The 20,614-nt window shown below is 62.1% G+C and carries 20 protein-coding genes; 9 read left to right on the forward strand and 11 right to left on the reverse strand.

Translation table 11 applies throughout. The annotated features are described in order from the left end of the window. Nucleotides 1–3: 3 nt before the first annotated feature. Entirely contained in the window at nucleotides 4–2,010 is a 2,007-nt protein-coding gene (locus QZ501_RS06885; RefSeq protein WP_295718277.1) for a transglycosylase SLT domain-containing protein, read from the reverse strand. A gap of 425 nt (nucleotides 2,011–2,435) precedes the next feature. Here QZ501_RS06885 and QZ501_RS06890 point away from each other — a divergent pair, with 425 nt between their 5' ends. Genes QZ501_RS06890 through QZ501_RS06915 form a run of 6 tightly spaced genes read left to right on the forward strand, consistent with a single transcriptional unit; the run spans nucleotide 2,436 to nucleotide 9,681 of the window. Then, entirely contained in the window at nucleotides 2,436–2,651 is a 216-nt protein-coding gene (locus QZ501_RS06890) for a helix-turn-helix transcriptional regulator (RefSeq protein WP_295718280.1), read from the forward strand. A 56-nt stretch (nucleotides 2,652–2,707) separates the two neighbouring features. Continuing rightward, nucleotides 2,708–3,901 (forward strand): 1-acyl-sn-glycerol-3-phosphate acyltransferase, encoded by a 1,194-nt coding sequence (locus QZ501_RS06895; RefSeq protein ID WP_295718283.1) that lies wholly within the window; start codon nucleotides 2,708–2,710, stop codon nucleotides 3,899–3,901. Then, nucleotides 3,898–4,650, forward strand: coding sequence for an SDR family oxidoreductase (locus QZ501_RS06900; RefSeq protein WP_295718284.1), 753 nt, complete (start codon nucleotides 3,898–3,900; stop codon nucleotides 4,648–4,650). The genes QZ501_RS06895 and QZ501_RS06900 overlap by 4 nt, the downstream gene beginning before the upstream one ends. A 17-nt stretch (nucleotides 4,651–4,667) precedes the next feature. Continuing rightward, nucleotides 4,668–6,827, forward strand: a complete 2,160-nt coding sequence (locus QZ501_RS06905) for a TonB-dependent receptor plug domain-containing protein (protein WP_295718287.1) — start codon at nucleotides 4,668–4,670, stop codon at nucleotides 6,825–6,827. Nucleotides 6,828–6,838: 11 nt separating this feature from the next. Continuing rightward, nucleotides 6,839–7,747, forward strand: a complete 909-nt coding sequence (locus QZ501_RS06910) for a hypothetical protein (protein WP_151439496.1) — start codon at nucleotides 6,839–6,841, stop codon at nucleotides 7,745–7,747. Then, nucleotides 7,744–9,681, forward strand: coding sequence for an ATP-binding protein (locus tag QZ501_RS06915; RefSeq protein ID WP_295718289.1), 1,938 nt, complete (start codon nucleotides 7,744–7,746; stop codon nucleotides 9,679–9,681). Before QZ501_RS06910 ends, QZ501_RS06915 begins: the two co-directional genes overlap by 4 nt. Nucleotides 9,682–9,689: 8 nt before the next feature. On the opposite strand, the gene gorA is transcribed toward QZ501_RS06915, so the two are convergent. From gorA to gspE, 10 genes are read right to left on the reverse strand one after another with little or no spacing between them, the layout of a single operon-like run. Beyond that, nucleotides 9,690–11,054, reverse strand: a complete 1,365-nt coding sequence (gene gorA / locus QZ501_RS06920; protein ID WP_295718292.1) for a glutathione-disulfide reductase — start codon at nucleotides 11,052–11,054, stop codon at nucleotides 9,690–9,692. A gap of 13 nt (nucleotides 11,055–11,067) precedes the next feature. Then, entirely contained in the window at nucleotides 11,068–11,586 is a 519-nt protein-coding gene (locus QZ501_RS06925; protein WP_295718295.1) for a type II secretion system protein M, read from the reverse strand. A 5-nt stretch (nucleotides 11,587–11,591) separates the two neighbouring features. Further along, a complete protein-coding gene (gene gspL / locus QZ501_RS06930; protein WP_151439500.1) occupies nucleotides 11,592–12,881 on the reverse strand; it encodes a type II secretion system protein GspL in 1,290 nt (429 codons plus the stop codon). Nucleotides 12,882–12,915: 34 nt separating this feature from the next. Continuing rightward, a complete protein-coding gene (gene gspK / locus QZ501_RS06935; RefSeq protein WP_151439501.1) occupies nucleotides 12,916–13,968 on the reverse strand; it encodes a type II secretion system minor pseudopilin GspK in 1,053 nt (350 codons plus the stop codon). Further along, complete coding sequence (gene gspJ, locus QZ501_RS06940) at nucleotides 13,965–14,696, reverse strand: type II secretion system minor pseudopilin GspJ (protein ID WP_295718300.1); 732 nt, start codon at nucleotides 14,694–14,696, stop codon at nucleotides 13,965–13,967. Before gspJ ends, gspK begins: the two co-directional genes overlap by 4 nt. Then, nucleotides 14,693–15,082 (reverse strand): type II secretion system minor pseudopilin GspI, encoded by a 390-nt coding sequence (gene gspI, locus QZ501_RS06945; protein WP_295718302.1) that lies wholly within the window; start codon nucleotides 15,080–15,082, stop codon nucleotides 14,693–14,695. The genes gspJ and gspI overlap by 4 nt, the downstream gene beginning before the upstream one ends. After that, the gene (gene gspH / locus QZ501_RS06950) at nucleotides 15,082–15,624 is read right to left on the reverse strand and encodes a type II secretion system minor pseudopilin GspH (RefSeq protein WP_295718305.1); all 543 of its coding nucleotides are present in this window, start codon (nucleotides 15,622–15,624) and stop codon (nucleotides 15,082–15,084) included. The genes gspI and gspH overlap by 1 nt, the downstream gene beginning before the upstream one ends. 7 nt (nucleotides 15,625–15,631) lie before the next feature. Continuing rightward, nucleotides 15,632–16,069 (reverse strand): type II secretion system major pseudopilin GspG, encoded by a 438-nt coding sequence (gene gspG, locus QZ501_RS06955; RefSeq protein ID WP_192497275.1) that lies wholly within the window; start codon nucleotides 16,067–16,069, stop codon nucleotides 15,632–15,634. Nucleotides 16,070–16,082: 13 nt separating this feature from the next. Continuing rightward, nucleotides 16,083–17,291, reverse strand: a complete 1,209-nt coding sequence (gene gspF, locus QZ501_RS06960) for a type II secretion system inner membrane protein GspF (RefSeq protein ID WP_160898758.1) — start codon at nucleotides 17,289–17,291, stop codon at nucleotides 16,083–16,085. Between the two features lie 3 nt (nucleotides 17,292–17,294). Then, nucleotides 17,295–18,794, reverse strand: a complete 1,500-nt coding sequence (gene gspE / locus QZ501_RS06965) for a type II secretion system ATPase GspE (RefSeq protein WP_160898757.1) — start codon at nucleotides 18,792–18,794, stop codon at nucleotides 17,295–17,297. A gap of 96 nt (nucleotides 18,795–18,890) precedes the next feature. On the opposite strand from gspE, the gene QZ501_RS06970 reads away from it, so the two are divergent. The 3 genes from QZ501_RS06970 to QZ501_RS06980 all read left to right on the forward strand — a co-directional run. Then, a complete protein-coding gene (locus QZ501_RS06970; protein ID WP_295718307.1) occupies nucleotides 18,891–19,523 on the forward strand; it encodes a type II secretion system protein N in 633 nt (210 codons plus the stop codon). Between the two features lie 16 nt (nucleotides 19,524–19,539). Next, nucleotides 19,540–20,172 carry a transglutaminase-like cysteine peptidase gene (locus QZ501_RS06975; protein ID WP_151439509.1) on the forward strand — a complete coding sequence of 211 codons (633 nt, stop codon included), beginning with the start codon at nucleotides 19,540–19,542 and terminating at the stop codon, nucleotides 20,170–20,172. A gap of 80 nt (nucleotides 20,173–20,252) precedes the next feature. Continuing rightward, a partial coding sequence (locus tag QZ501_RS06980) for a MerR family DNA-binding transcriptional regulator (protein WP_295718309.1) occupies nucleotides 20,253–20,614 on the forward strand: 362 nt, incomplete at its 3' end.

The raw sequence follows: 20,614 nt of genomic DNA on the forward strand, positions 1-20,614 counted from the left end.
CTGCTACTGCACGTCGTCGAGGCACATGCACGCCAGCTCACGCTCGGTGAGCAGGTGGCCCGGCGGCTCACCGCGCCGGTACCCGTAGATGACCGTATACGCCATGACGTTGCGCACGTACTGGCGTGTCTCATGGTAGGGCATGGTTTCGACCCAGATGTCGGACGCCAGGTCGCGGCTGTCCTCGTCAATCCACTGGCTCACCCGGTACTCGCCGGCGTTGTAGGCAGCCGTGGCAAGAATCCGGTTATTGTCGAAACGCTCCAGAAGGCTGCTCAGGTGGGCGCTGCCAAGCCGGATGTTGGCCTCCGGGTCGAGCAGGGTGGTAATGCCGTTGAAGCTGAGGCCGGCTTGCTGCGCTGTCTCACGGGCGGTTGCCGGCAGCAGCTGCAGCAGCCCGAAGGCGCCACGGTGGGACTGGGCATCCGGCTGGAACGCGCTCTCCTGGCGGGCCAGTGCATAGACCCAGTTGACGTCCAGGTTGTAATCCCGCGCCGCGCCGTGGAAGCTCTGTCGATGGGCCAGGGGGAACCGCATGCCCAGGTGGTCCCAGGCGCTGGTCGCGATCGCCCCGTGAACGCCCTGTTCATGCCAGCCCCAGCCCTGAGCGATGCGTGAGGCCACAAGCACATCCCGTTTCTCCAGTTTCTCCATGGCCTGTCGCCATTCCGCTCGGGCGGCATCAAGCCGGTCCAGCCGGTACAGTTCCAGCGCCCGGCGGACGCCGGGGGTGGCCTGGACCCGTTCGATGGCCTCGCTGTTCATGGTGACGCCCTGGTGGTTCAGGGAATAGGGCTTGCCGAGCTCATCCGCTGCCATGAAGCCATAGAAGGTGCGACGATCGGAAAGCGTCTCATAGAGGGCCTGTGCTTCTGCCGGTCTGTCCATCTGGTCTAGTGCGCGAGCCTGCCAGTACTGCCATCTGGGCTTTTCCCGGAGCTCCCGGCCCATGGCACCGATACGCTCAAGCACCTTGGGCCAGTTCCGGTCCCGGAGCGCGACCCGCACCTGCCACTCGCGCAGGGCCTCATCCTCACCGTGGGACAGTGCCTGCGCGAGCCAGGTGGCCGCTTCCGGGTGGAACCGGGTTGCCAGCAGCAGTGCAAGGCGTTTCTCGATGGCCGCCACTTCACCCGGCTCATATGGAAAACGCCCGCGGTAGAAGGGCCATATCTCCGCGGCGCGCTCTGGATCCTGGTTCACCAGCCGCCGCATGCCATAGGCAACGATCTGGCCGACGCGCTTGTCGTTACGATCAAAATCGCGTGCTTTCCGCAGCCGCTCCGGGTTGCTGTGAACGTCCAGCAGCAGCCGGGAGAGTGGGCGGTCGTCCTGATCCAGGTAACGGCGCAGGTAGCGGGCAAGCCCGGGTTCGCCGTTGGTCACCGCAAGGTGGAACCGCGTCCAGGCAAGTTCCTGTGTAAGCCCACCGTGCTCCCGCCAGTAATCCAGCAGCGGGTTGCACGCCCTGGGCAGTGAATAACCGCTTTTCCAGAGTTCCGGTACCTGGTCCATGACCAGGCTGTGCCGGCCGTCCTTGAGGTGCGCGCGCAGGGATAGGCAGCGCAGCCGGTCGCCGCCACTGGTGCCGTCATGGACCTGCCGTAGCGTTGACCACTGGCCGCTGCGCCCCAGATGGATCAGCCACTGCCGGCGAAGTGTGTGGGCCAGGGGAATGTCGCCGTACTCCGCCATCATGGCGTCGATCTCCGTCGGCGTAGCAACGAAAAGGCGCTTACTGAGGTGTTTCAGTTCCAGATACGGTTGGAGCGGATAGTCTTCCAGCCCCTTGCTCAGCGACTCGTAAGCTTCCAGATCCAGCTTGGCAAGGGCTTTTTCCGCCTTGAGGAAGCGTTCGCGCTGTTGTTCCAGTGACGCATTGTCATCCGTTGAGCGTACAACCGGAACGGCCGGTTCACCGGAAGGCTCGGGCACTTCGAGTACCGCCTGGGTAACCGGTGCGCCGGTCAGTGCCGCTGCCGAAGCGAGAGTAAGAATGAGTCGCCGCATCCCTGATCAACCTCGTGGTGATCGACTGGTGAAACCAATGGGTAAAGGGGCTGCGTGGGACAGCGTTCCATGCATCGCAGCATTGTCTGTTATAGCAGAGCGCGGTGGGGAATGCTGGAAATCGTAATGTACATGAAGAGAAATCTTGCAATCCGGCTTCCCAGACCTCATTTAACATAATATACATTATGCGCAATAAAGGTGGGTGAGACATAGCGACTGCACAATTAGGCGCCAGGCAAGGGATTTCCCCGGAAACGCTTGGTACTTTCCTGAGGGAACTATTTATGGAACTATGCAATCAATTAGGGAAGCAAAACAACTAGATATAAAATGCGGAAAAATTGCTGGACAGTCAGAGGATTATAGACTGTAGCGCCAAAAAGTCAGAATCGGGATAGTCTCAGCCGCATGAGAGGCGAGTCATGAAATACAACGCAAAGAAGTTCGGAAGCAATGTCCGCGAGGTCCGCAGAGCCCGCGCCATTTCCCAGGATCAGCTGGCGCTGCGTGCCGGGATCGACCGCAGCTACATGGGGAGGATTGAGCGTGGACAGGTGAACATCACCCTGGAGAAAGTCTACAGGCTTGCGGAGGCGCTGGGCTGGGACGTCCGGGAGCTCCTGCCGCTGGAGACATGACGTCGGCCTGAAAGATGGCTATCCTGCCCGTCTGAATTTGGCCAAACGGAGCGGCAATGTCCCATTCAGACGATATCCGGCCCTTTTCGGATGACGAGGTTCAGCCTGTTATCGAGCGCCTGATCAGGCAGCCTGAATTCCAGGACCTGATCGGGCGCTTCCGCGCGGAATGGCTGCACCGCTTTATGCCCGGTGTGGTTCGATTCTGGGTCCGCTGGCAGCTTCAGCGCCTGCTCGGCAGCATTGATTCCGTCGACGAACTCCAGCACCGCGTGGCGCCGCTGATCGAGCGCGGGCTGCGCAATACCACGGATGCCATCAGCTGGTCCGGCCTGGATAACCTGCGTTCGGACAAGCCCTGTCTGTTTCTGTCCAGCCACCGGGACATTGTCCTGGATCCGGCGCTGGTCAATTTCGTGCTCTATAAGAGCGGCCATGCCACAACCCGTATCGCCATTGGCGACAACCTGGTTGATGACCCCATGGTGGCGGACATGATGCGGCTCAACAAAAGCTTCATCGTCCGGCGTAACCTCTCCAATCCCCGCGAGATGCGCAATGCTTTCCTGACCCTGTCCGGCTACATCCGGGAATCGCTCGGTGATGGGCACTCCGTATGGATGGCCCAACGCGAGGGCCGCGCCAAGGACAGTATTGACGTTACGGATCCGGCGATCATCAAGATGCTCCACATGAGCCACAAGCGTGATGGCGTCAGTCTCTCGGAAGCCGTACGGGATCTCAATATTGTGCCCGTTGCCATATCCTATGAGTTTGATCCATGTGATGGTGACAAGGCACGGGAGCTTGAATCCCACTACCGCAGCGGCAGCTACAGCAAACGTCCGGGAGAGGACATGGAAAGCATCGTGCGCGGCATTACCGGTCACAAGGGGCGCGTCCATGTGGCTTTCGGTTCGCCACTCGGCGAAGGGCTCGAAAGCGCACAGAAGGTCGCGGCCGCGGTGGATGACCAGATTCTGGGGCTGTCCCGATTCTTCCCGGTCAATTACGCCGCTGCGGAAAAGCTGGCCACCCGCAATCAGGTATCCGCCCTGCCCGACAGCGTGGAAATGCCCGAGCGGGAGGCCCTTCGCCAGGCCCATGAATGGCTGGACGGGCGACTGCGCGGCATGTCGCCGGAACAGCACCCCTGGTTTCTCGGGGTCTACGCCAATGCGCTTCTCAGGTCATCCGGCCTGGACGTCCGCCAGCTCCAGGATCCACTTGCAGAGGAGGCATCCTCATGACATCTGTGGTACTCATTACCGGAGCCAGTTCCGGGCTCGGAGAAGGCATGGCCCGCGAGTTTGCCGCCCGTGGCTGCAGTCTCGCCCTCTGTGCTCGCCGGATGGACCGTCTGGAGCAGCTCCAGGCTGACATCCAGCGGGATCATCCGGGTGTGGACGTCCGGGTGGCCACTCTGGATGTGAATGACCATGACGCCGTTTTCCAGGTATTTGATGCATTCTGCGAGCAGTTCGGGCGTATTGACCGGGTGCTGGTCAACGCCGGTATCGGCAAGGGGCAGCCTCTGGGCACCGGCCGCTTCGATGCCAACCGGGAAACCGCCGAGACCGACTTCGTGGCCGCTCTGGCCCAGTTTGAGGCGGCAATGGCGATTTTCCGCCGCCAGAATCACGGCCATCTGGTGGCCGTTTCCTCGATCTCGGCAGTCCGTGGAATGCCGGGCACCATGACGGTCTATGGGGCCACCAAGGCGGGAGTGGCCTCCCTAGCTGAAGGGCTCCGGGTTGAACTGCGCAAAAAGACCTCGCCCATCCGTGTAACCACCCTGCTCCCCGGTTATATTCTCACGGCCATCAACGAAGACGTGAAAAACGCACCTTTCCGGGTGGATCTTGAGACAGGGTGCCGGGCCATGGTGGCGGCTATCGAGAAGGGCCGACCAGTGGCGTGCGTGCCGCCCTGGCCCTGGACCCCCATAGCATTTCTCCTGCGCCGGCTGCCGGAATCGATACTGGCCCGTATGTTCTGACCACAGAGGACATTGCCATGCGACATGCCCTGTTGCGCATGCCTGGATGCGCCCCTGCTCTTCTCGCCCTTCTGCTGGTATGGGGGGCTGTGCCAGGTGTGGTAGCGGCACAGGACTGGAGCGGCGCCGGTGTCCAGGACGCCCCGCAGACAGACGCCCTTCCCCAGGTTCTCACCACGAGTCGTCTCAGGCAGTCAAAGGCGCAAACGCCCGGTACCGTCACCATTCTGGAAGGCGAGCTGCTGCGAGATCTCGGTGTACTCAACCTCTGGGACGCTTTCCGCCTTGTTCCAGGGATGACGGTCGGTTATGTCGGCAGCAATGATCCGGTTGTCTCCTATCACGGGACCGTAGCGGTTGAGCAGCGCCGCCTCCAGGTGCTGGTCGACGGGCGTTCCTACTATAACGCCAGCCTGGCGGACATGGACTGGACCAATCTTCCTGTGCCCATTGATGCGATCGACCGCATTGAAGTGACCCGTGGACCGAACGCCGCCGCCTATGGGGCGAATTCCTTCCTTGCCGTGATCAACATCATAACCCGCTCCCCCAGTGATACCCACGGTGTCGAACTGCGGGGAACGCAAGGCCTGCGCGGTGACGATGGTTTCGGTCACTATTACGGCTCAGTGGGCTCAAAGACCGGCCCACTGGACTGGCGGCTTTCGGTCAACCAGCGCCGTAGTGACGGTTTCGATTTCCGCTACAGGCGGGACGCATCAGGCAGTCGTACAGACCGCACCCGGAACAGTCGGGACGGGTATGACACCCTCTCCATCAACTACTCCGGGGAGCTGGCACTGGGCGCCACCGACAGGCTGGCGGTGGAGACGGGTTACCATGAGCTGAACGAGAAGGTTGATCCATCGGAATACGATGGCTTCAACCCCATCACAAACCCGGATATCACCGGGGAGGATTGGCACGGTTCCATCACCTGGCACCATGAACCCTCTGCAGATCGTTTCTTCGAGCTGCAGCTCTATCACCAGACCCGGGACCGTCGCCAGGGCTGGCGTGCTTCCTTCCCGGATCCGGAAGCGGTTCTGGATGATGGTGCCGTGCCGGATGGGGTCACCATCCCCGCCTTTGAAACCGATGTTAATGAGGATCTTGAAGAGACACGCACGCATATCGAGTTCCAGCAGACCAACGTCTTCTCTTCCACCACACAACTGGTGTTTGGTGCCAGCTACAGGGAAGACCGTTATGAATCCGATACGTTCTTCAATGGCAGCGGAGAAACCAACCGGAGCCGGGTTTTCGCCAATCTTGAACATCAGCCGACACCCTGGTTGACCACGAATCTTGGGGGCATGTGGGAGGACGACAGTCTGAGTGGCTCTTTCTTCTCACCCCGCGGCGCGGCGAATATCCATTTCAGTGACAACCAGACGCTGCGTTTTGTCTTCTCCCGTGCCCACCGCCTGCCGGATCCTTTTGAGAGCCGGCCTGACTGGCAGTACCGGGGGGAGAACGTCACGCCTGAGGAGCTCCGTCCCTTTCTTGAGGGACAGAGGCGGGGGCCCAACCTGAGTACGGCCAGCCCCGAGGTCAGACCGCTTGAAGAAGAAACGATAACGTCACGGGAAATCAGTTACCTGTATCAGAAACGCATGACGACCGGCCTGTTCCAGGGCGAAATCAAACTGTTCCGTGATTCGCTCGACAACCTAATATCAGGCGTGACCAATCTCGGACTGAATGAGAATGATGAATCCCGCTGGGATCTGGAAAACAATGTTGACCAGACCCAGAAAGGCTTCGAACTGGAAGCGAACCTTGAGATGCGGGGAAGCCGACTGCGGCTTACCTATGGCTATCTGGACACAGAAGGGCGCTATACGGGCGAAAGGGAAAGTGATCCGGAGAGGCAGCGCGAACTGGTCAGCCTGGAACAGCGCCTGAATGCCCGTCACAGTGGCAGTGTTGCGTGGATTCAGCGCTTCGGTAGAGGCATTTCGGGAGCAGTGTCCTACTATTTCACAGACCAGCTCAGGAACTTCCATTTCGAACGCCTTGATGCCCGCGTGTCCCGTCGCTGGCATCTGGATACAACCATGGTGGAACTGGCCGGCGTATACCGTCATTATCTGACGGAGGATCCGCTTTACCGCAAGGACAATAACTGGGCGGACCAGAACCATCTGTTCGCGGAGGCGCGCCTTCGATTCTGAGGGATCAGATTATGGGTAACCAATTCAGGCAGGCAGGGATCGGCGTAGGGAGTCTACTCCTGGCGCTTGCGGCACTGTTGTATCCCGTATCTGCCCTGCCCGATTCACAGCAGACGGTCTATATCGCCCCCGTGGATCACCCTCGATTCCAGCAGGTGCGGCGACTTCTGAGCGACGAAATCAGTGGTGCGGCCGTGCGTGCCTGGTCTCCCGGCAGCGACGCGGGAGAACTGGTTATTACCCTGGATAAGGCAACGCTCTCCGAGATCCGGGCCAATGCACCGCAACAACCCGTCCTGGCTCTTTTCACGTCCTCCGGGGCCATTGACTCGATCATCCAGGACCGGGAGCATTTTTCCGCCATCTATTCGGATCCGCCGTTGCCGCGTCAGGCCCGACTGGGCCAGCTGATCATTCCCCGGGCCGGCACCGTGGCCATCCTGGCCTCCCCCGAACAGGCCGGTGACTATAGCGAACTCCGAAGCAGGCTCACAGCGACCGGTCTGGAATCACGGGTCTTTGTGATTCCCTCACAGGATCAGCTCATCCGCAATCTCGCGCGGGCGCTCAGCTATGGAGACTTCCTTCTGGGGACGCCGGACCCCGCCATCTACAACCGTGAAACCGTCAAGCCGCTGCTGCTGACCAGTTACCGCAGTAACCGGCTCGTTATCGGTCCTTCCAGGGCCTTTGTGGATGCGGGCGCCGTCGCCTCAACCTACACCAGTGCCCGGACCCAGATTCTTGAGGCGGGCAAGTTGATCCGTCACTGGCTGGACCACGGTGAGCTGCGCAGCGCCCGTTATCCGGAGGCCTTCAGTGTGGCGGTCAATAACCAGGTTGCCCGCTCCATGGACCTGCTTGTGCCTTCCGAAGAGGAATTGCACCGGATTCTGGAACGTCAGGAGGTCAAGCCATGAAAGCCGCTCGTTGGACCCTGTATCATCGGCTCCTGTTGCTTGGCATGCTCCCAGCCGTCGCCATGTTCGTGCTGATGCTGCTGTTCTTCACACAGGCACGATTGGAGGATGCCCGCCAGGGCCTTTTCCAGAGCACCCAGCTGACTGCGGACAATCTCGCTCCTGCCGTGGAATTTCCCCTTATGGCCGGTAACCAGGCGGAACTCAGGGGCATCATCACCCAGACCCTGGAGCGTTCCGCCGCTCACCGCATCGAGGTGGTCAATCGGGACGGACGGATTGTGGCAGAGGTCTCGGAGCAGACGCCGTCGGATACGCCGGTTCACCGGTTCTCAAGCCCAGTGCGCCAGACCGCCATCAACCTTGGGGATGCCACTTCACAGGGCTCGATCAACCCGACAACGAACACAGACTGGAAGAAAAGCAGCGGCCGGCGCCTGGGCGAAATCCGTATTGCGGTTTCGGAGGCCGAGCTGGCGGGCGAGCAGGAGGAGATCCTATGGACGTCCGCCGGTATCGGCCTGATCCTGTTCGCGGCCACCTTCCTGTTCTCGGGCCGCCTCGCCCATCGGTTGAGCCGGCCCATCGAACGCCTGGCGGACACTGTCCAGAAACTGCCTGAGGAGGATCCGGATCTATCCCGGCGTGACACCCGTGTGGCACGGGAACTCCATTCCCTGCAGCAGGCTGTTGAGGCAATGGCCTACCGCCTGCGTTCGGCGGAAGCGGAACGGGAGGTCAGCTTCCGGGAACTGGACCAGGCCAGGGACAAGGCGGAACAGGCCAACCGCGCCAAATCGGATTTTCTCGCGATGATGAGCCATGAGCTGCGCACCCCGCTGCACGGGATTATTGGCATGCTTCAGTTCCTTGAGGAGGAACCACTGAACGCCCACCAGGCGGATTACGTGGTCACTGCCCGCCGCTCCACCGAGGATCTGCTGGTGATCATCAATGATCTTCTGGATTTTTCACGCATCGAACGTGGCAGACTGGAACTTGAGGACGCTCCTTTTGATCTCCGCAGCGTCATTGAGAACTGTTTCGCCTCCTTCCGCCACGATGCCGAGGGCAACCAGCTCACCTATCGGCTGGTATTTGAGGGTGATTGGCAGAAAAAACCGGAAGTATTCGGGGATCCGGGCCGTCTGCGGCAGGTTCTGGCACACCTGATCGGTAACGCCATCAAGTTCACCCCCGAGGGTGAGGTGACGGTCAGCGCCACCTGGCGCCTGGACAACGAGTCCGAGGGAACATTGATCTGCCAGGTAAGCGACAGTGGCTCCGGCATTCCCACCGAAAGGCTTGGCGACATGTTCGGAAGTTTCGAGCAGATGGATATCTCGGCCTCACGCGGTAGCGGCGGGACCGGTCTGGGTCTGCCGTTGGTCCAGCGTCTGGTTGAGCTGATGGGCGGGCACGTTGCCGTGGACACCGAGCCGGGATGCGGCAGCCGGTTCCGGTTTGTGATTCCGATGAAAGTCCACGACCGCCTGCCGGGGCTGGATGAAGCAACTGGTGTGTCTGAGTCCACGCCGGCTATTGGAACACGCACACGCGAGGCCCTGGTGGTGGAGGATAACCCCGTCAACCAGCGGGTCGCGGCCCGACAGCTTGAGAACCTTGGCTTTCACGTACGCTGTGCCGCCAGCGGAACGGCCGCCGTGGACGACATCTGTGACAACGGCAACCGGTACGATGTCATCCTGATGGACTGCCAGATGCCGGGGATGGACGGCTGGGAGGCCACGCGGCGCCTGCGTGCCTGTGAACGCCAGCGCCAGGGCCGGCGTACCCCCATCATCGCCATGACGGCGGACGTTTTCGAGGATACCGAGCAGTCCTGCCTTGAAGCCGGCATGGACGCCTACCTGCCCAAGCCGGTTCGGCGTCACGGGCTGCGGGACACGCTGAGGGGGCTGCTCCCCCTCTAGGCACGGTGTCAGTCGCTGACCGGTTCGCGCATGGTCACGAATTCCTCGGCGGAGGTTGGATGGATCCCAACCGTGGCATCGAACACCGCCTTGGTGGCACCGGCTTTCAGCGCCACGGCAATGCCCTGCATCATTTCGCCCGCCTCGGGGCCGACCATGTGCGCGCCCAGAACCCGATCTGTATCCGGGTCCACCACCAGCTTCATCAGCGCTTTTTCCTCGCGCCCGGACAGGGTGTGCTTCATGGGGCGGAAGGACGTGCGGTAGATCGTGACCGAATGGCCGGCCTCACGGGCCTCCTCTTCGGTCAGGCCCACCGTGCCGATCGGCGGCTGACAGAACACCGCTGTTGGAATATTGGTGTAATCCATGCGCTTGAGCCCGGTGCCATAGAGCTGATCCACCATGACCATGGCCTGCTCGATGGCCACAGGCGTGAGCTGTGGTGTTCCGATCACGTCCCCCAGCGCGTGGATGCCTGGCACGCTGGTGCGGAACTGGTCATCGGTGATGATGGCCCCACCCTCGTCGGTTTCCACGCCAACGGATGCCAGACCGAGACCCTGGGTGCGCGGCACACGGCCGGTTGCGGCCAGGACCAGGCCTGTCCGGTGGGTACTGCCGTCGGTCAGGGTCAGTTCATAGTCCCCGCCGGACGTCGTGATGGATTCAATGTTGGTGTTGAAACGCAGGTCAATCCCCTTGCGGTCCATCTCCTGGGCGACATGATCACGGATGTCGCCGTCAAAGCCGCGCAGGAAGCGTTCCCCGCGATAGATGAGCGTGGTCCGTACGCCCAGCCCTGCCAGGATGCCCGCAAACTCCACGGCAATGTAGCCGCCCCCCCAGACCGTTGCGGTCTCAGGAAGGCTGTCCAGGTAGAACATGTGGTCGGAGACCAGAGCGTGTTCGCTGCCGGGGATCTCCGGCACAACCGGCTCGCTGCCGGTGGCGATGGTGATCCGTTCTGTCGTTACGGCGGTGCCGTCGACCCTGACTGTTCCGGCATTCTCAATATGCGCTGTGCCCTCGATCAGGGTAACGCCCGCGTTATCGATCAAGCGGCGGTAGATATCGTTGAGACGCCGGATTTCATTCGTCTTGTTGTCCCGCAGTGTGGCCCAGTCGAAACGGATCGCTTCATCCGCCACATCGAACCCATACCCCCTGGCGTCCTCGATGTCCTCACGCACGTGGGCGCCGTAGACGAAGAGCTTTTTCGGCACGCATCCCACATTGACGCAGGTGCCTCCCAGGTCTGCGGACTCCACAACGGCCACGCGCGCTCCTGCCTGGGACGCCATGCGCGCGAGCCGGACACCACCGGATCCGGCTCCGATGACAACAAGATCGTAATCAGGGGTTTTCGACACTCCTACCTCCACGTCAGGGTTCAAGGGTCAGGCGGGCATCCACCAGACCGGGTTTGTCGGTTCTGTCCAAAGAGGCCTGATCCACGGTCAGGCCATACTCACTCTGGAGGTGGCCCAACCACTGGGTCAGGTCCGTGAACGGTACGGCCTCAAGCCAGAGCCGCATGGCATCATCACCGCTGGGTTCAAAGCGCTGCAGCGGGAGCCCGGAACGGTCCGCGGAATCCGTAACGGTTTTGAGCAGGTCCGCATCACCGAGTGAGCCGCCCTGCCCGCTTTCATTCACCTGCGAAATGCGCTCCAGGGCCTGCTCCCGGGAACTGATCCAGGCGACCCGTTCGCGGGACTGCTGCATGCGCTCGTAGCCCTCGCTGCGGAACTCAACAATGGGCTGCCAGACCCCGAGATACAGGATGGCCGCAGCCAGCGCGGTGACCATGATCTGCAGGGCGCGTCTGTCACGGTGGCTCAGTTGATCATACTGGGCAATCGCGGCGCGCACCGCCGGGATCTTCCGGATTGTCTCAAGCATCTGGCTCAACCTCCCTGTCTGACCGTGAGCCGGGCTTCGGTGCCGTCGTCACTGTTCACCACGGAGCCGATCCGGGCACTGAATCCGGAGCCACTGAGTCCATTGCGCATGGCGTCGAGCTGGGCAAAGCTCTCGCCCCGAAGCTCAATGCGGAGCTCGCCCCGGCTGCGGCTGAACTGGATGGTGTCAAAGCGCAGACTCTCCGGATCATCCAGGCCCTGGTACTGTTGCCCGGTGGCTCGCAGCATCGCCAGGAAATCGCCTCCGGAGCCTCCGTCACGGGCCGCGCGGATTTTGCCCTCGGCCACGCGTCTCAGGTTGCCGGCATGGGTGCCGCTTTCGTCGGGAAAATACTCGCGATAGATTGCGACCGCCTGCTCATCAAACCGTTGCGCCTGGTTCCGGTAATAGATGCCCTCCGCGAGCATGAAGCCTAGCTGGGCGACAATACCAATTGCCGCCACAATGGCCACAGGCCGCCAGCGTCTCAAAGGGGAATGCCCGCTGGACTCGGGAGCGTAATCCCCCTGGCACAGGTTGATCGCTTCCGCATGTCCGGCTACCAGGCTTTCCACCATCAGGTGCAATGGAAGCTGTTCCAGGGTTTCCACGTGGATCAGGGCGTCCGGGTGCTGTTCCAGTGAGGCCAGGGCCATCCGGTGTTGCTCCGCCGCCTGCGGTGTCACCAGAACGCGGGCGCTCGGTGGTGCCTCGGTGCCGTTGGCCTCAATGAGCGAATCCAGGAATACGGACAGGCCCTCGACAGGCACCTCGTACCAGCCACTGTCGTGTTCCTGGATCAGCGCCTGGCTGCCTTCAACGAGGATGGTCCACTGGTGCTGGCCGGCCGGCAGGAGCATCGCGTCCGCGTGGATGGCGCGCACCGGGTAACCGAAAGTGTCAAACCAGGCCGCATAGGCATCCATCCGCCCACGGTCGATCGCGGCCACCTGCCACTCATTGCGCTTCTGGGTACCCAGGGCGAGATGGACTGAATCAATGTCCTGCGCCAGCTGCTCCTCCACCGCGAAGGGCAGTGCCTGGCGGATCATGCGTTTCTGGCGGCCGGGAATACGGGCGGCACAGGGGGTGACATCCAGTGTCGGGATGATGCCGATGACTTCTGCCGCTTCCACTCCGATCGCTTCGAGCCGGGCTTCCAGGTTCTCCCGTGAGTCGCCCTGCCCCTCGCCGCCGAAATGGCCGGAGGCATCCAGCAGCACCCAGTCAAAAACATCGGCATCGGAGCCTTCGCCAGCTCCGGCACCTGCCCTTATGTAGAGTTGATAGGCCATATTATCCGTCTTCTCTGACCCTGTTCGCAGGCGCCTACTCGGACGCCTGAACCTGTTCCTTCGTGATCAGCTGGGTTCTGCCGGTATCCCGTGACAGAATCCGTATCGTGCCATTGCGTGTGCGCTGGGCCATCGAAACCAGCCGATACACTGTACCACTGACACTGACCCTTGCGGCGATCTCGAAGAAGTCCGTGCTCACCCCGAGCCCATCCGGTTCCAGCCCGAGACCCGCGAACTCCGGCAGCGCCAGGAACTCCTCCACGCTTTCAGCCGGAGATTCCCGCAGCGTCTCCCGGATGCTCTCCGCCTGCCCCTGGCTGATGCGGTCGTGCAGCGAGCGTAGCACGGCCGTGGAGGCAAAGTTGACGTTGAGCGTGCCATCCCGGTTCGGCAGCGCCGTGATGTGCGGCCGCAGGCGCTGGTAGGCTGCTTCGCTCATGCCATCCAGGAGCCGCACTTCGGTCACGCTGACGAACGGCTGATCACCGGCCCGGTAGGGCGGATCGAGGAGCATGTAATCGCTGTCCTCCGCACCGCCCGCACCACTGCGCTGGTCGTCCGCATCCACCCAGTCCACAAAGGTTGCCGGCCTGACATTCCGGATCTCCAGAACGCGCAGCAGCCGTTCCAGCCGGTTGCGCTGGCGTTCATTCACGGTCCCGTCCACCTCCGTCAGGGCATTGAGGTTGAGCCGGCCCCGCAGGTCGTTGATCTGGGCCTCGATGACGCCCTTTTCCACCGGTAGAGCCAGTGCGGCCCGTGCCCAGTCCTCACCGGGATGATCCACTTCCCGGCGGGTGGCCGTTCCCTCCTGTTCGCCGTCAGTGCCCTGGTCACCCTCCTGGTTTTCCTCCGGGGTATTGCCACCCCCCTTCAGGTCCCTTGCCAGGAACTGGCGGGCAAAGGCCTCTGCCCCAAGTGCCAGGCTGCGGGCATCATTCTGGGCCAGGTAGGTGGTGGCGCCACGAATCATCACGCTCTGGCGCGTCAGCATACCGGAGGCGAGGATCGAGCCCAGCGCAAAGGCCATCAGGACAATGATCAGCGCAACCCCCTGCTGGCGTGTGAAACGGCGGGATCTCATTCGCCCTCCCCTCCGTTCCCACTGTTCCCGCTGTCTCCGCCAGCCTGTCTGCGCCGGTCCGGAACCTGTGCGCCCATCGCCATGGGTTCACCCAGCGCGACGACCCGCCGCAGGGTGCCAAAGCGATCATGCTCGATGACCACTTCCACGGCACGGGGCATGGGCATCCTCAGTACCTCTGTGCCCTCGGCATCGGCAAATCCGCTGCTGTCGCCGCTGTCACCCGGCCACTGGCTGAGCCACTGGCCATTACTGTCGCGGAACTGCACCTCCACGGATTCCACATTTCCGAGCAGCTCCTGCTCGCGGCTGCGCGTGCCCTGGGCCCGGTCCAGCACCGGCCAGTAGCGGCGGATCAGGCACTCCTCCAGTTCGTCGTATTCCCAGGCTACGCGCTGGAGCTCACTGCGTTTGTCTCCCAGCGGGTTCCGCCAGCCCTGGCGTGTCAGTTCAAGTTCGGAGCCGTTGATTCGGCTGGTAAGAGCAGGCAGCCGTTCGCCGTAGGCATCCTTCACCGGGCGTTTGACCGCCTGCAGCAGATCCCGTTCCAGAAGTGAGACGGTTTGCTGTACGTCCCGGAACGCCCCTGAGACCCTTTCGATGCCTTCGCGGGAATTCATCAGGGTGTTCATGACCTGCCATACCCCCAGCGAGATCATGCTGGTGATGAACACAGCAATAAGAACCTCCAGCAGCGTGAAGCCCTTTTCCGTATCCGTTCCGCTCATCGGTTACGCTGCCCCAGAAAGCCCGTGAAAACCAGCTGCTGCACGGGATCACCATTCGGGGCGACCCGGTAAAGGGTCATCTCAACCCGCCGTATTGCCGGATCCTCGGTGGCGCTGACCACCGTCTCGATTTCCCATTCGTGGCCCCCGAACGCCACCTCATCATCGGACTCACCGGTCGCGGGCATCTGATCCTGGAGGCGCATCTCAGTGAGGCGATTCTGGGCGATCCAGGAGGCCATGGTCTGGCTTTCAATGCGCCGGTAATTGGACATGTAGCCGGAGGCGACCTGCTGCAGTGTGGCTGCCAGCAGGCCGAAGATCATCAGCGCGATCATCACCTCCATGAGCGTGAAGCCACGCGCGCGGGCCGGCATGACAGGCATTACAGGCGCTCCCTGTAGTCCTGATCGCCAGGCTGGAGCCATTCCACCCCGGTGGCGCCGTCACTGGTCAGAAGCTGGGCACTTCCATCATCGGCGCCTTCCCACCAGAGGTAGAGGTTAAAGGCGGTGGACTCGCCGGAGGAGAAAAACACCAGGTCCGGTTCCGGCTGGTCTTCCTCCTGGGTTTCCAGGGCATCCGCCTCACCGCCATCGGTGATCAGCTCCAGCTCAACCCACTCGGGCATGCTGGCTCCGGTGAGACCGCCACGCGGAAGCGGGGTCCACTGGGCCTGGTCGCGATCCAGCTGGACAAACCCATAGCCGTCGTCCCGGAATCGCACACCGATCTCCCGGTTGGTCATGACAGCCTGCTCTGAAGCCGCCTGCATCCTGAGATAGAGGCTGCGCGTCATCTCCTCGAGTTCCCGCCGTTCGCCCCCGCCGCCAATGCTGAGCCCGACCAGGCTGATCAGAAGACCAACCACAACGAGCACCACCATCAGCTCGATGAGCGTGAACCCTGCTGAGCGCCAGCGCCCCATTCCGGGGTTACTCTTCCACGTCCCAGACGCTGATGTCCGCATTCACGCCTTCGCCGCCCTCGCGGCCGTCCGCACCATAGGAATACAGATCGTAGGGCCCTTCGGAGCCCGGCTGGACATACTGGTATTCATTGCCCCAGGGGTCCTTCGGGATGGCGTTCATGTAGCCCTCAGGGTTCCAGTTGGAGGGCTCGGGGGAACCAGTGGGCTTCTCAACCAGTGCCTCGAGCCCCTGTTCCGTGGAGGGATAATGGCTGTTGTCCAGCCGGTACAGGTCCAGGGCACTGCTGATGTTGCGCAGCTGTGCCTCGGCGGCCGTCACGCGGGCCTCATCTCCCCGGCCCATGATATTCGGCGCCACCAGCGCCACCAGCAGCCCGAGGATCACCATTACAACCATGATCTCAATCAGCGTGAAACCGCCACTGCGATTTGCATGTTTCATTGTCATCAACGTCTCAACCCATCAGTTGGCTCATATTCATGATTGGCAGCATGATCGCCAGCACGATGATCAGTACCACCCCACCCATCACCAGCAGCATCAGCGGCTCGAACAGCCCCACCAGTGCGGAGATCTTGCCCTGGAGGTCATTCTCCTGGTGTGTGGCCGTGCGTTCCAGCATTTGGTCCAGTTCGCCACTGGCCTCGCCACTGCCAATCATATGGATCATCATCGGGGGGAAATACCCGGTGTTCTCCAGGGCATTTTTAAGCGACCCACCCTCGCTCACGGACTGGGTCGCTTCCCGGATCCGTTCCTTCAGGTACTCATTGGACAACACTTCACCGGCGATACGCATTGCCTCCACCAACGGAACGCCGCTGGTTGTGAGGATGCTCACAGTACTGGCGAAGCGCGCGGTGTTGAGGCCACGGATGAGACGGGAGATGAAGGGAATATGGAGAAGCTGCCGGTGGACTCTGAGCCGGAAGGAGGGGCGACGCAGTGCAAGCCGGAACCCGATGCCCGCGGCAACCAGCAACAGCAACAGCAGCCAGCCCCAGTCCACAAAGAAGCTGCTCACGACCAACAGCCCTTCGGTCAGCGCCGGCAGCTCCTGGCCACTGCGCACGAAGACCTCGATGATGTCCGGCACGACATAGGTCAGCAGAAAGATTACGATGGCGATGGCCACGAACGTCAGAATCACCGGGTAGATGGCCGCGAGCTGGATCTTCTGGCGGGCCTCCTGGCGGGCTTCGGTGTAGTCCGCCAGACGGTTCAGTACGAGGTCCATGTGTCCGGCGTGCTCGCCTGCGGCGACGGTAGCGCGGTAGAGATGGGGAAAGGCTGAAGGAAACTCGCTCAGGCTGCCTGCCAGGGTATGGCCTTCCAGAACCTTGGCGCGGATGGCCAGCATCATGCTCTTGATGCGCGGTCTTTCGGATTGGTTGGCAATGGCTGACAGGGCCTGCTCCACCGGAATCCCGGACTGGATCAGGGTTGCGAGCTGGCGTGTCACCAGCGCCAGATCCGCCGCGGACAGCCCCCGGCCCAGTGTGAATCCAGAGCGCTGCTGGCGTTCACGGGTCGGTGATACCTCCAGCGGTGCCCAGCCACGGTCCCGCAGCTGCTGGCGAACAGCGCGCGCACTGTCGGCTTCCAGAACGCCCTTCTTCTGCTTGCCGCGCGTGTCGAGAGCCCTGAATTCAAATGCCGCCATGGATCATCCCCGGTGCGTCACCCGCAGCACTTCCTCCACCGTGGTGGTGCCGTCCAGGATCTTGGAGACACCATCCGCGTGGATGCTCGGGCCACGTTCGCGCGCGGCCTGCTCGAGCGCCTGCTCAGCGGCCCGGTCATGGATCAGGGTCCGCAGGCCCTCGTCGACGCCAATGACCTCGTAGATGCCCATACGGCCCCGGTAACCCAGCTGGTTGCAGGCGTCACAGCCGCCGTGGTGATAGATGGTGGGCGGATTGTCGGGATCGGCGCCCAAAAAGCGGCATTCGGTGGCATCCGGCGTATAGGGTTCCCGGCACTCCGGGCACAGCACCCGCACCAGGCGCTGGGCGACAATGCCGGCCAGACTGGAAGAGATGAGGAAGGGCTCGACACCCATGTCGATCAGGCGTGTGATGGCGCCGGTGGCGGTGTTGGTGTGCAGTGTGGAGAGCACCAGGTGACCGGTCAGACTGGCCTGGACCGCAATCTCCGCGGTCTCCAGGTCCCGGATCTCCCCGATCATCACCACGTCCGGGTCCTGGCGCAGGATGGCCCGCAGCCCCCGGGCAAAAGTCATCTCCACCTTCGGGTTCACCTGGGTCTGGCCGATGCCGGGCAGGTTGTACTCAATCGGATCCTCAACGGTCAGGATGTTGCGCGACCGGTCGTTGATCTCGGTGAGTGCACCATAGAGTGTTGTGGTCTTACCCGAGCCGGTTGGCCCGGTCACCAGCAGAATGCCATAGGGGCGGTTGACCAGATCCTTGAGCAGGCTGAGGTCGCGCTCCGCCATGCCAATGGAATCCAGCTCCAGAAGCCCCGCCTCCTTGTCCAGAAGCCGCAGCACTACGCGCTCGCCGTTGGATGACGGCATGGTGGACACACGGATGTCCACTTCGCGCCCGGCCACGCGCAGCGAGATGCGTCCGTCCTGGGGGACCCGCTTCTCCGCGATGTCCAGCCGCGCCATGACCTTGATGCGCGAGACCAGCAGTGGCGCCAGGGCTCGCTTGGGCTGCACCACCTCTCTCAGGACCCCGTCCACCCGGAAGCGGACAACCAGGCGTTTCTCGTAGGTTTCGATGTGGATGTCCGAAGCGCCGCTCTTGATGGCCTCGGTCAGAATGGCGTTGATCAGGCGGATGACCGGGGCATCATCCTCCTGCTCCATCAGATCCTCGGTTTCGGGAACCGATTCCGCCAGGCTGGCGAGGTCCATGTCCTCGCCGATGCCCTCAACCATCTGCATGGCTTCCTCGGAATCGTTCTGGTAGGCGCGGGTCAACGCCTCATCAAACGCCTCGGCTTCCATTTCACGGATGCGGGCACGGCCGCGGCTCAGGCGCGTAGCCTCGGCAATGGCCCGCGCCGAGGCACCAGGGCGCACCAGAAGCTCCAGTTCGCCCTGCTCGTCCGGTGTCAGCACAACGCCATTGCGTCGGGCAAAACTGAAGGGCAGTCTGGCCTCCGTGGTGCGGGTCTCGTTCAGGGTTTCGCCCATGTCGCAAACCGTGCGCTGTTGGTTTGTGGTTACGTTAGTATCCCGGGATAATGAAGGCAACCGTCATTCCCGGTCACCGGAAAGGGCTGATTGTCCATGGAAAAACGCATCAATGCCATGCCCCTGATCACAGCAGCAGTGCTCGCTGTGGCAATCGCGGCCGTAATCGGCTGGCAGGGACTACGCATGGAGGACCGGGTTTCCGAGATGCCGCAGACCGCGAGCGGGGAGGACCCCCCCGGCAACAGCAGCAGTAGTGGCGATGGTGAAGCGCCAGAACTTGCGGATCTGGCCTTTTTCGGAACGCCGGGCGAACAGGCCACTGAGTCGGTTGAACGTGCGGAAACCCTTCCCGAAACCAACCTACAGCTTATGCTGCGGGGCGTGATGGCCGGCGACACGGAAAAACGCGACAGCGCCCTGGTGGAGGGGCCCGACGGCAAGACCGAGGTTTACCGCGTCGGGGACGCCCTGCCCGGCAATGCGAGCCTGCGCGAGGTGCGTCAGCGCCGTATCGTCATTGAGCGTGCCGGTGCCCTGGAAACCCTGACCTTCCCAGAGAGCCAGGGGGGAAAGCTGGCGCTTAACGGCAACCAGCGGTCATCGGCCGGCGACAGCAGCAGTGATGCGGCGGACGATGCAGCCACGGACACCTCGACGCCCAGTGAGCGCTCCAGTTCGGATGTCCGGAGCCGGCTGGAAGAACTCCGCGAACGCCTGAGCAACTGACCGGTTAAGGCCGCCCATGCGCCTGGCTGTATTAACGGTGTTGCTGATCGCAGGCCTGGCCCATGGCATTGACCTTGGACAGGACCTGCTTGCGTACGTCGAGCGCCAGTTCGGCGGTGACGCCCGCGCCCGGCTGACGGCCTGGGAGCAGCTCGTGGCCGAGCATGAGGGTGCCAGCGAAGCGCGCCAGATGCAGGTGGTGAACCGCTTCTTCAACCAGCGTGATTTCGTTACCGACCAGTCGCACTGGGGGCGCCAGGACTACTGGGCCACGCCGGTTGAGTTCCTGGCCACCAATGCCGGTGACTGCGAGGAATTCGCCAATGCCAAGTACATGACCCTGCGTGCCATGGGGGTGCCCGAAGAACACCTCCGTATCACCTATGTGGACGCGCTCCACCTGGAACAGGCACACATGGTGTTGGCCTGGTACCCCGAACCCGGCGCTGAGCCCATGATTCTCGATAACCTGGTGGATCAAATCCAGCCCGCATCGCGGCGCCAGGACCTCAAGCCCGTCTACAGTTTCAACGGCACAGACCTCTGGCTCAGCCGGGACGAACGCTCGGACCGTCGTGTCGGCAGCGCCGACGAAGTCGAACAGTGGCGTCATCTCCGTAACCGTATGCTCAACGTCACGGGTAATTGATTCCCTCCTTTACCTGTCATCCAATTGCGGCTTCCATGTGCTTTACGTTAACGTCAACGTAAGACGTAATGGAGCCCGGCATGAACGCTGAAACCCAGACCACCCATACCATCAGCGACCTGGCGCGGGATTTCGACATCACCACCCGCACCATCCGTTTCTATGAAGAAGCCGGCCTTCTGGAGCCAAGGCGCGAGGGTCAACAACGGATCTACACGGACGCGGACAGGGTCAAGCTGAAACTGATCCTGCGGGGTAAACGCCTTGGCTTCAGCCTGGCGGAATCCCGGGACATCATTGAAATGTACGATCCCGCATCCGGTAATGAAAGGCAACTCAACGCACTACTGAGCAAAGTTCGGGAACGGCGTGAACAGCTGAACGACCAGATGCGCGAACTCCAGCTGATGCAGGTGGAGCTCGACGAGGCGGAAAAGCGCTG

Source organism: uncultured Halovibrio sp., from assembly GCF_913056445.1.
In the GTDB taxonomy this organism is placed as follows: domain Bacteria; phylum Pseudomonadota; class Gammaproteobacteria; order Pseudomonadales; family Oleiphilaceae; genus Halospina; species Halospina utahensis_B.

Excerpts from the sequence above, each read along its gene's own strand:
- QZ501_RS06885 (WP_295718277.1), bottom strand. The coding sequence starts at position 2,010 with ATGCGGCGACTCATTCTTACTCTCGCTTCGGCAGCGGCACTGACCGGC.
- QZ501_RS06895 (WP_295718283.1), top strand. The coding sequence starts at position 2,708 with ATGTCCCATTCAGACGATATCCGGCCCTTTTCGGATGACGAGGTTCAG.
- QZ501_RS06910 (WP_151439496.1), top strand. The coding sequence starts at position 6,839 with ATGGGTAACCAATTCAGGCAGGCAGGGATCGGCGTAGGGAGTCTACTC.
- QZ501_RS06915 (WP_295718289.1), top strand. The coding sequence starts at position 7,744 with ATGAAAGCCGCTCGTTGGACCCTGTATCATCGGCTCCTGTTGCTTGGC.
- gspK (WP_151439501.1), bottom strand. The coding sequence starts at position 13,968 with ATGAGATCCCGCCGTTTCACACGCCAGCAGGGGGTTGCGCTGATCATT.
- gspH (WP_295718305.1), bottom strand. The coding sequence starts at position 15,624 with ATGGGGCGCTGGCGCTCAGCAGGGTTCACGCTCATCGAGCTGATGGTG.
- QZ501_RS06905 (WP_295718287.1), top strand. The coding sequence starts at position 4,668 with ATGCGACATGCCCTGTTGCGCATGCCTGGATGCGCCCCTGCTCTTCTC.
- gspI (WP_295718302.1), bottom strand. The coding sequence starts at position 15,082 with ATGCCTGTCATGCCGGCCCGCGCGCGTGGCTTCACGCTCATGGAGGTG.
- QZ501_RS06890 (WP_295718280.1), top strand. The coding sequence starts at position 2,436 with ATGAAATACAACGCAAAGAAGTTCGGAAGCAATGTCCGCGAGGTCCGC.
- gspG (WP_192497275.1), bottom strand. The coding sequence starts at position 16,069 with ATGAAACATGCAAATCGCAGTGGCGGTTTCACGCTGATTGAGATCATG.
- gspL (WP_151439500.1), bottom strand. The coding sequence starts at position 12,881 with ATGGCCTATCAACTCTACATAAGGGCAGGTGCCGGAGCTGGCGAAGGC.
- gspF (WP_160898758.1), bottom strand. The coding sequence starts at position 17,291 with ATGGCGGCATTTGAATTCAGGGCTCTCGACACGCGCGGCAAGCAGAAG.
- gspJ (WP_295718300.1), bottom strand. The coding sequence starts at position 14,696 with ATGAGCGGAACGGATACGGAAAAGGGCTTCACGCTGCTGGAGGTTCTT.
- QZ501_RS06975 (WP_151439509.1), top strand. The coding sequence starts at position 19,540 with ATGCGCCTGGCTGTATTAACGGTGTTGCTGATCGCAGGCCTGGCCCAT.
- gspE (WP_160898757.1), bottom strand. The coding sequence starts at position 18,794 with ATGGGCGAAACCCTGAACGAGACCCGCACCACGGAGGCCAGACTGCCC.
- QZ501_RS06900 (WP_295718284.1), top strand. The coding sequence starts at position 3,898 with ATGACATCTGTGGTACTCATTACCGGAGCCAGTTCCGGGCTCGGAGAA.
- QZ501_RS06925 (WP_295718295.1), bottom strand. The coding sequence starts at position 11,586 with ATGCTTGAGACAATCCGGAAGATCCCGGCGGTGCGCGCCGCGATTGCC.
- QZ501_RS06970 (WP_295718307.1), top strand. The coding sequence starts at position 18,891 with ATGGAAAAACGCATCAATGCCATGCCCCTGATCACAGCAGCAGTGCTC.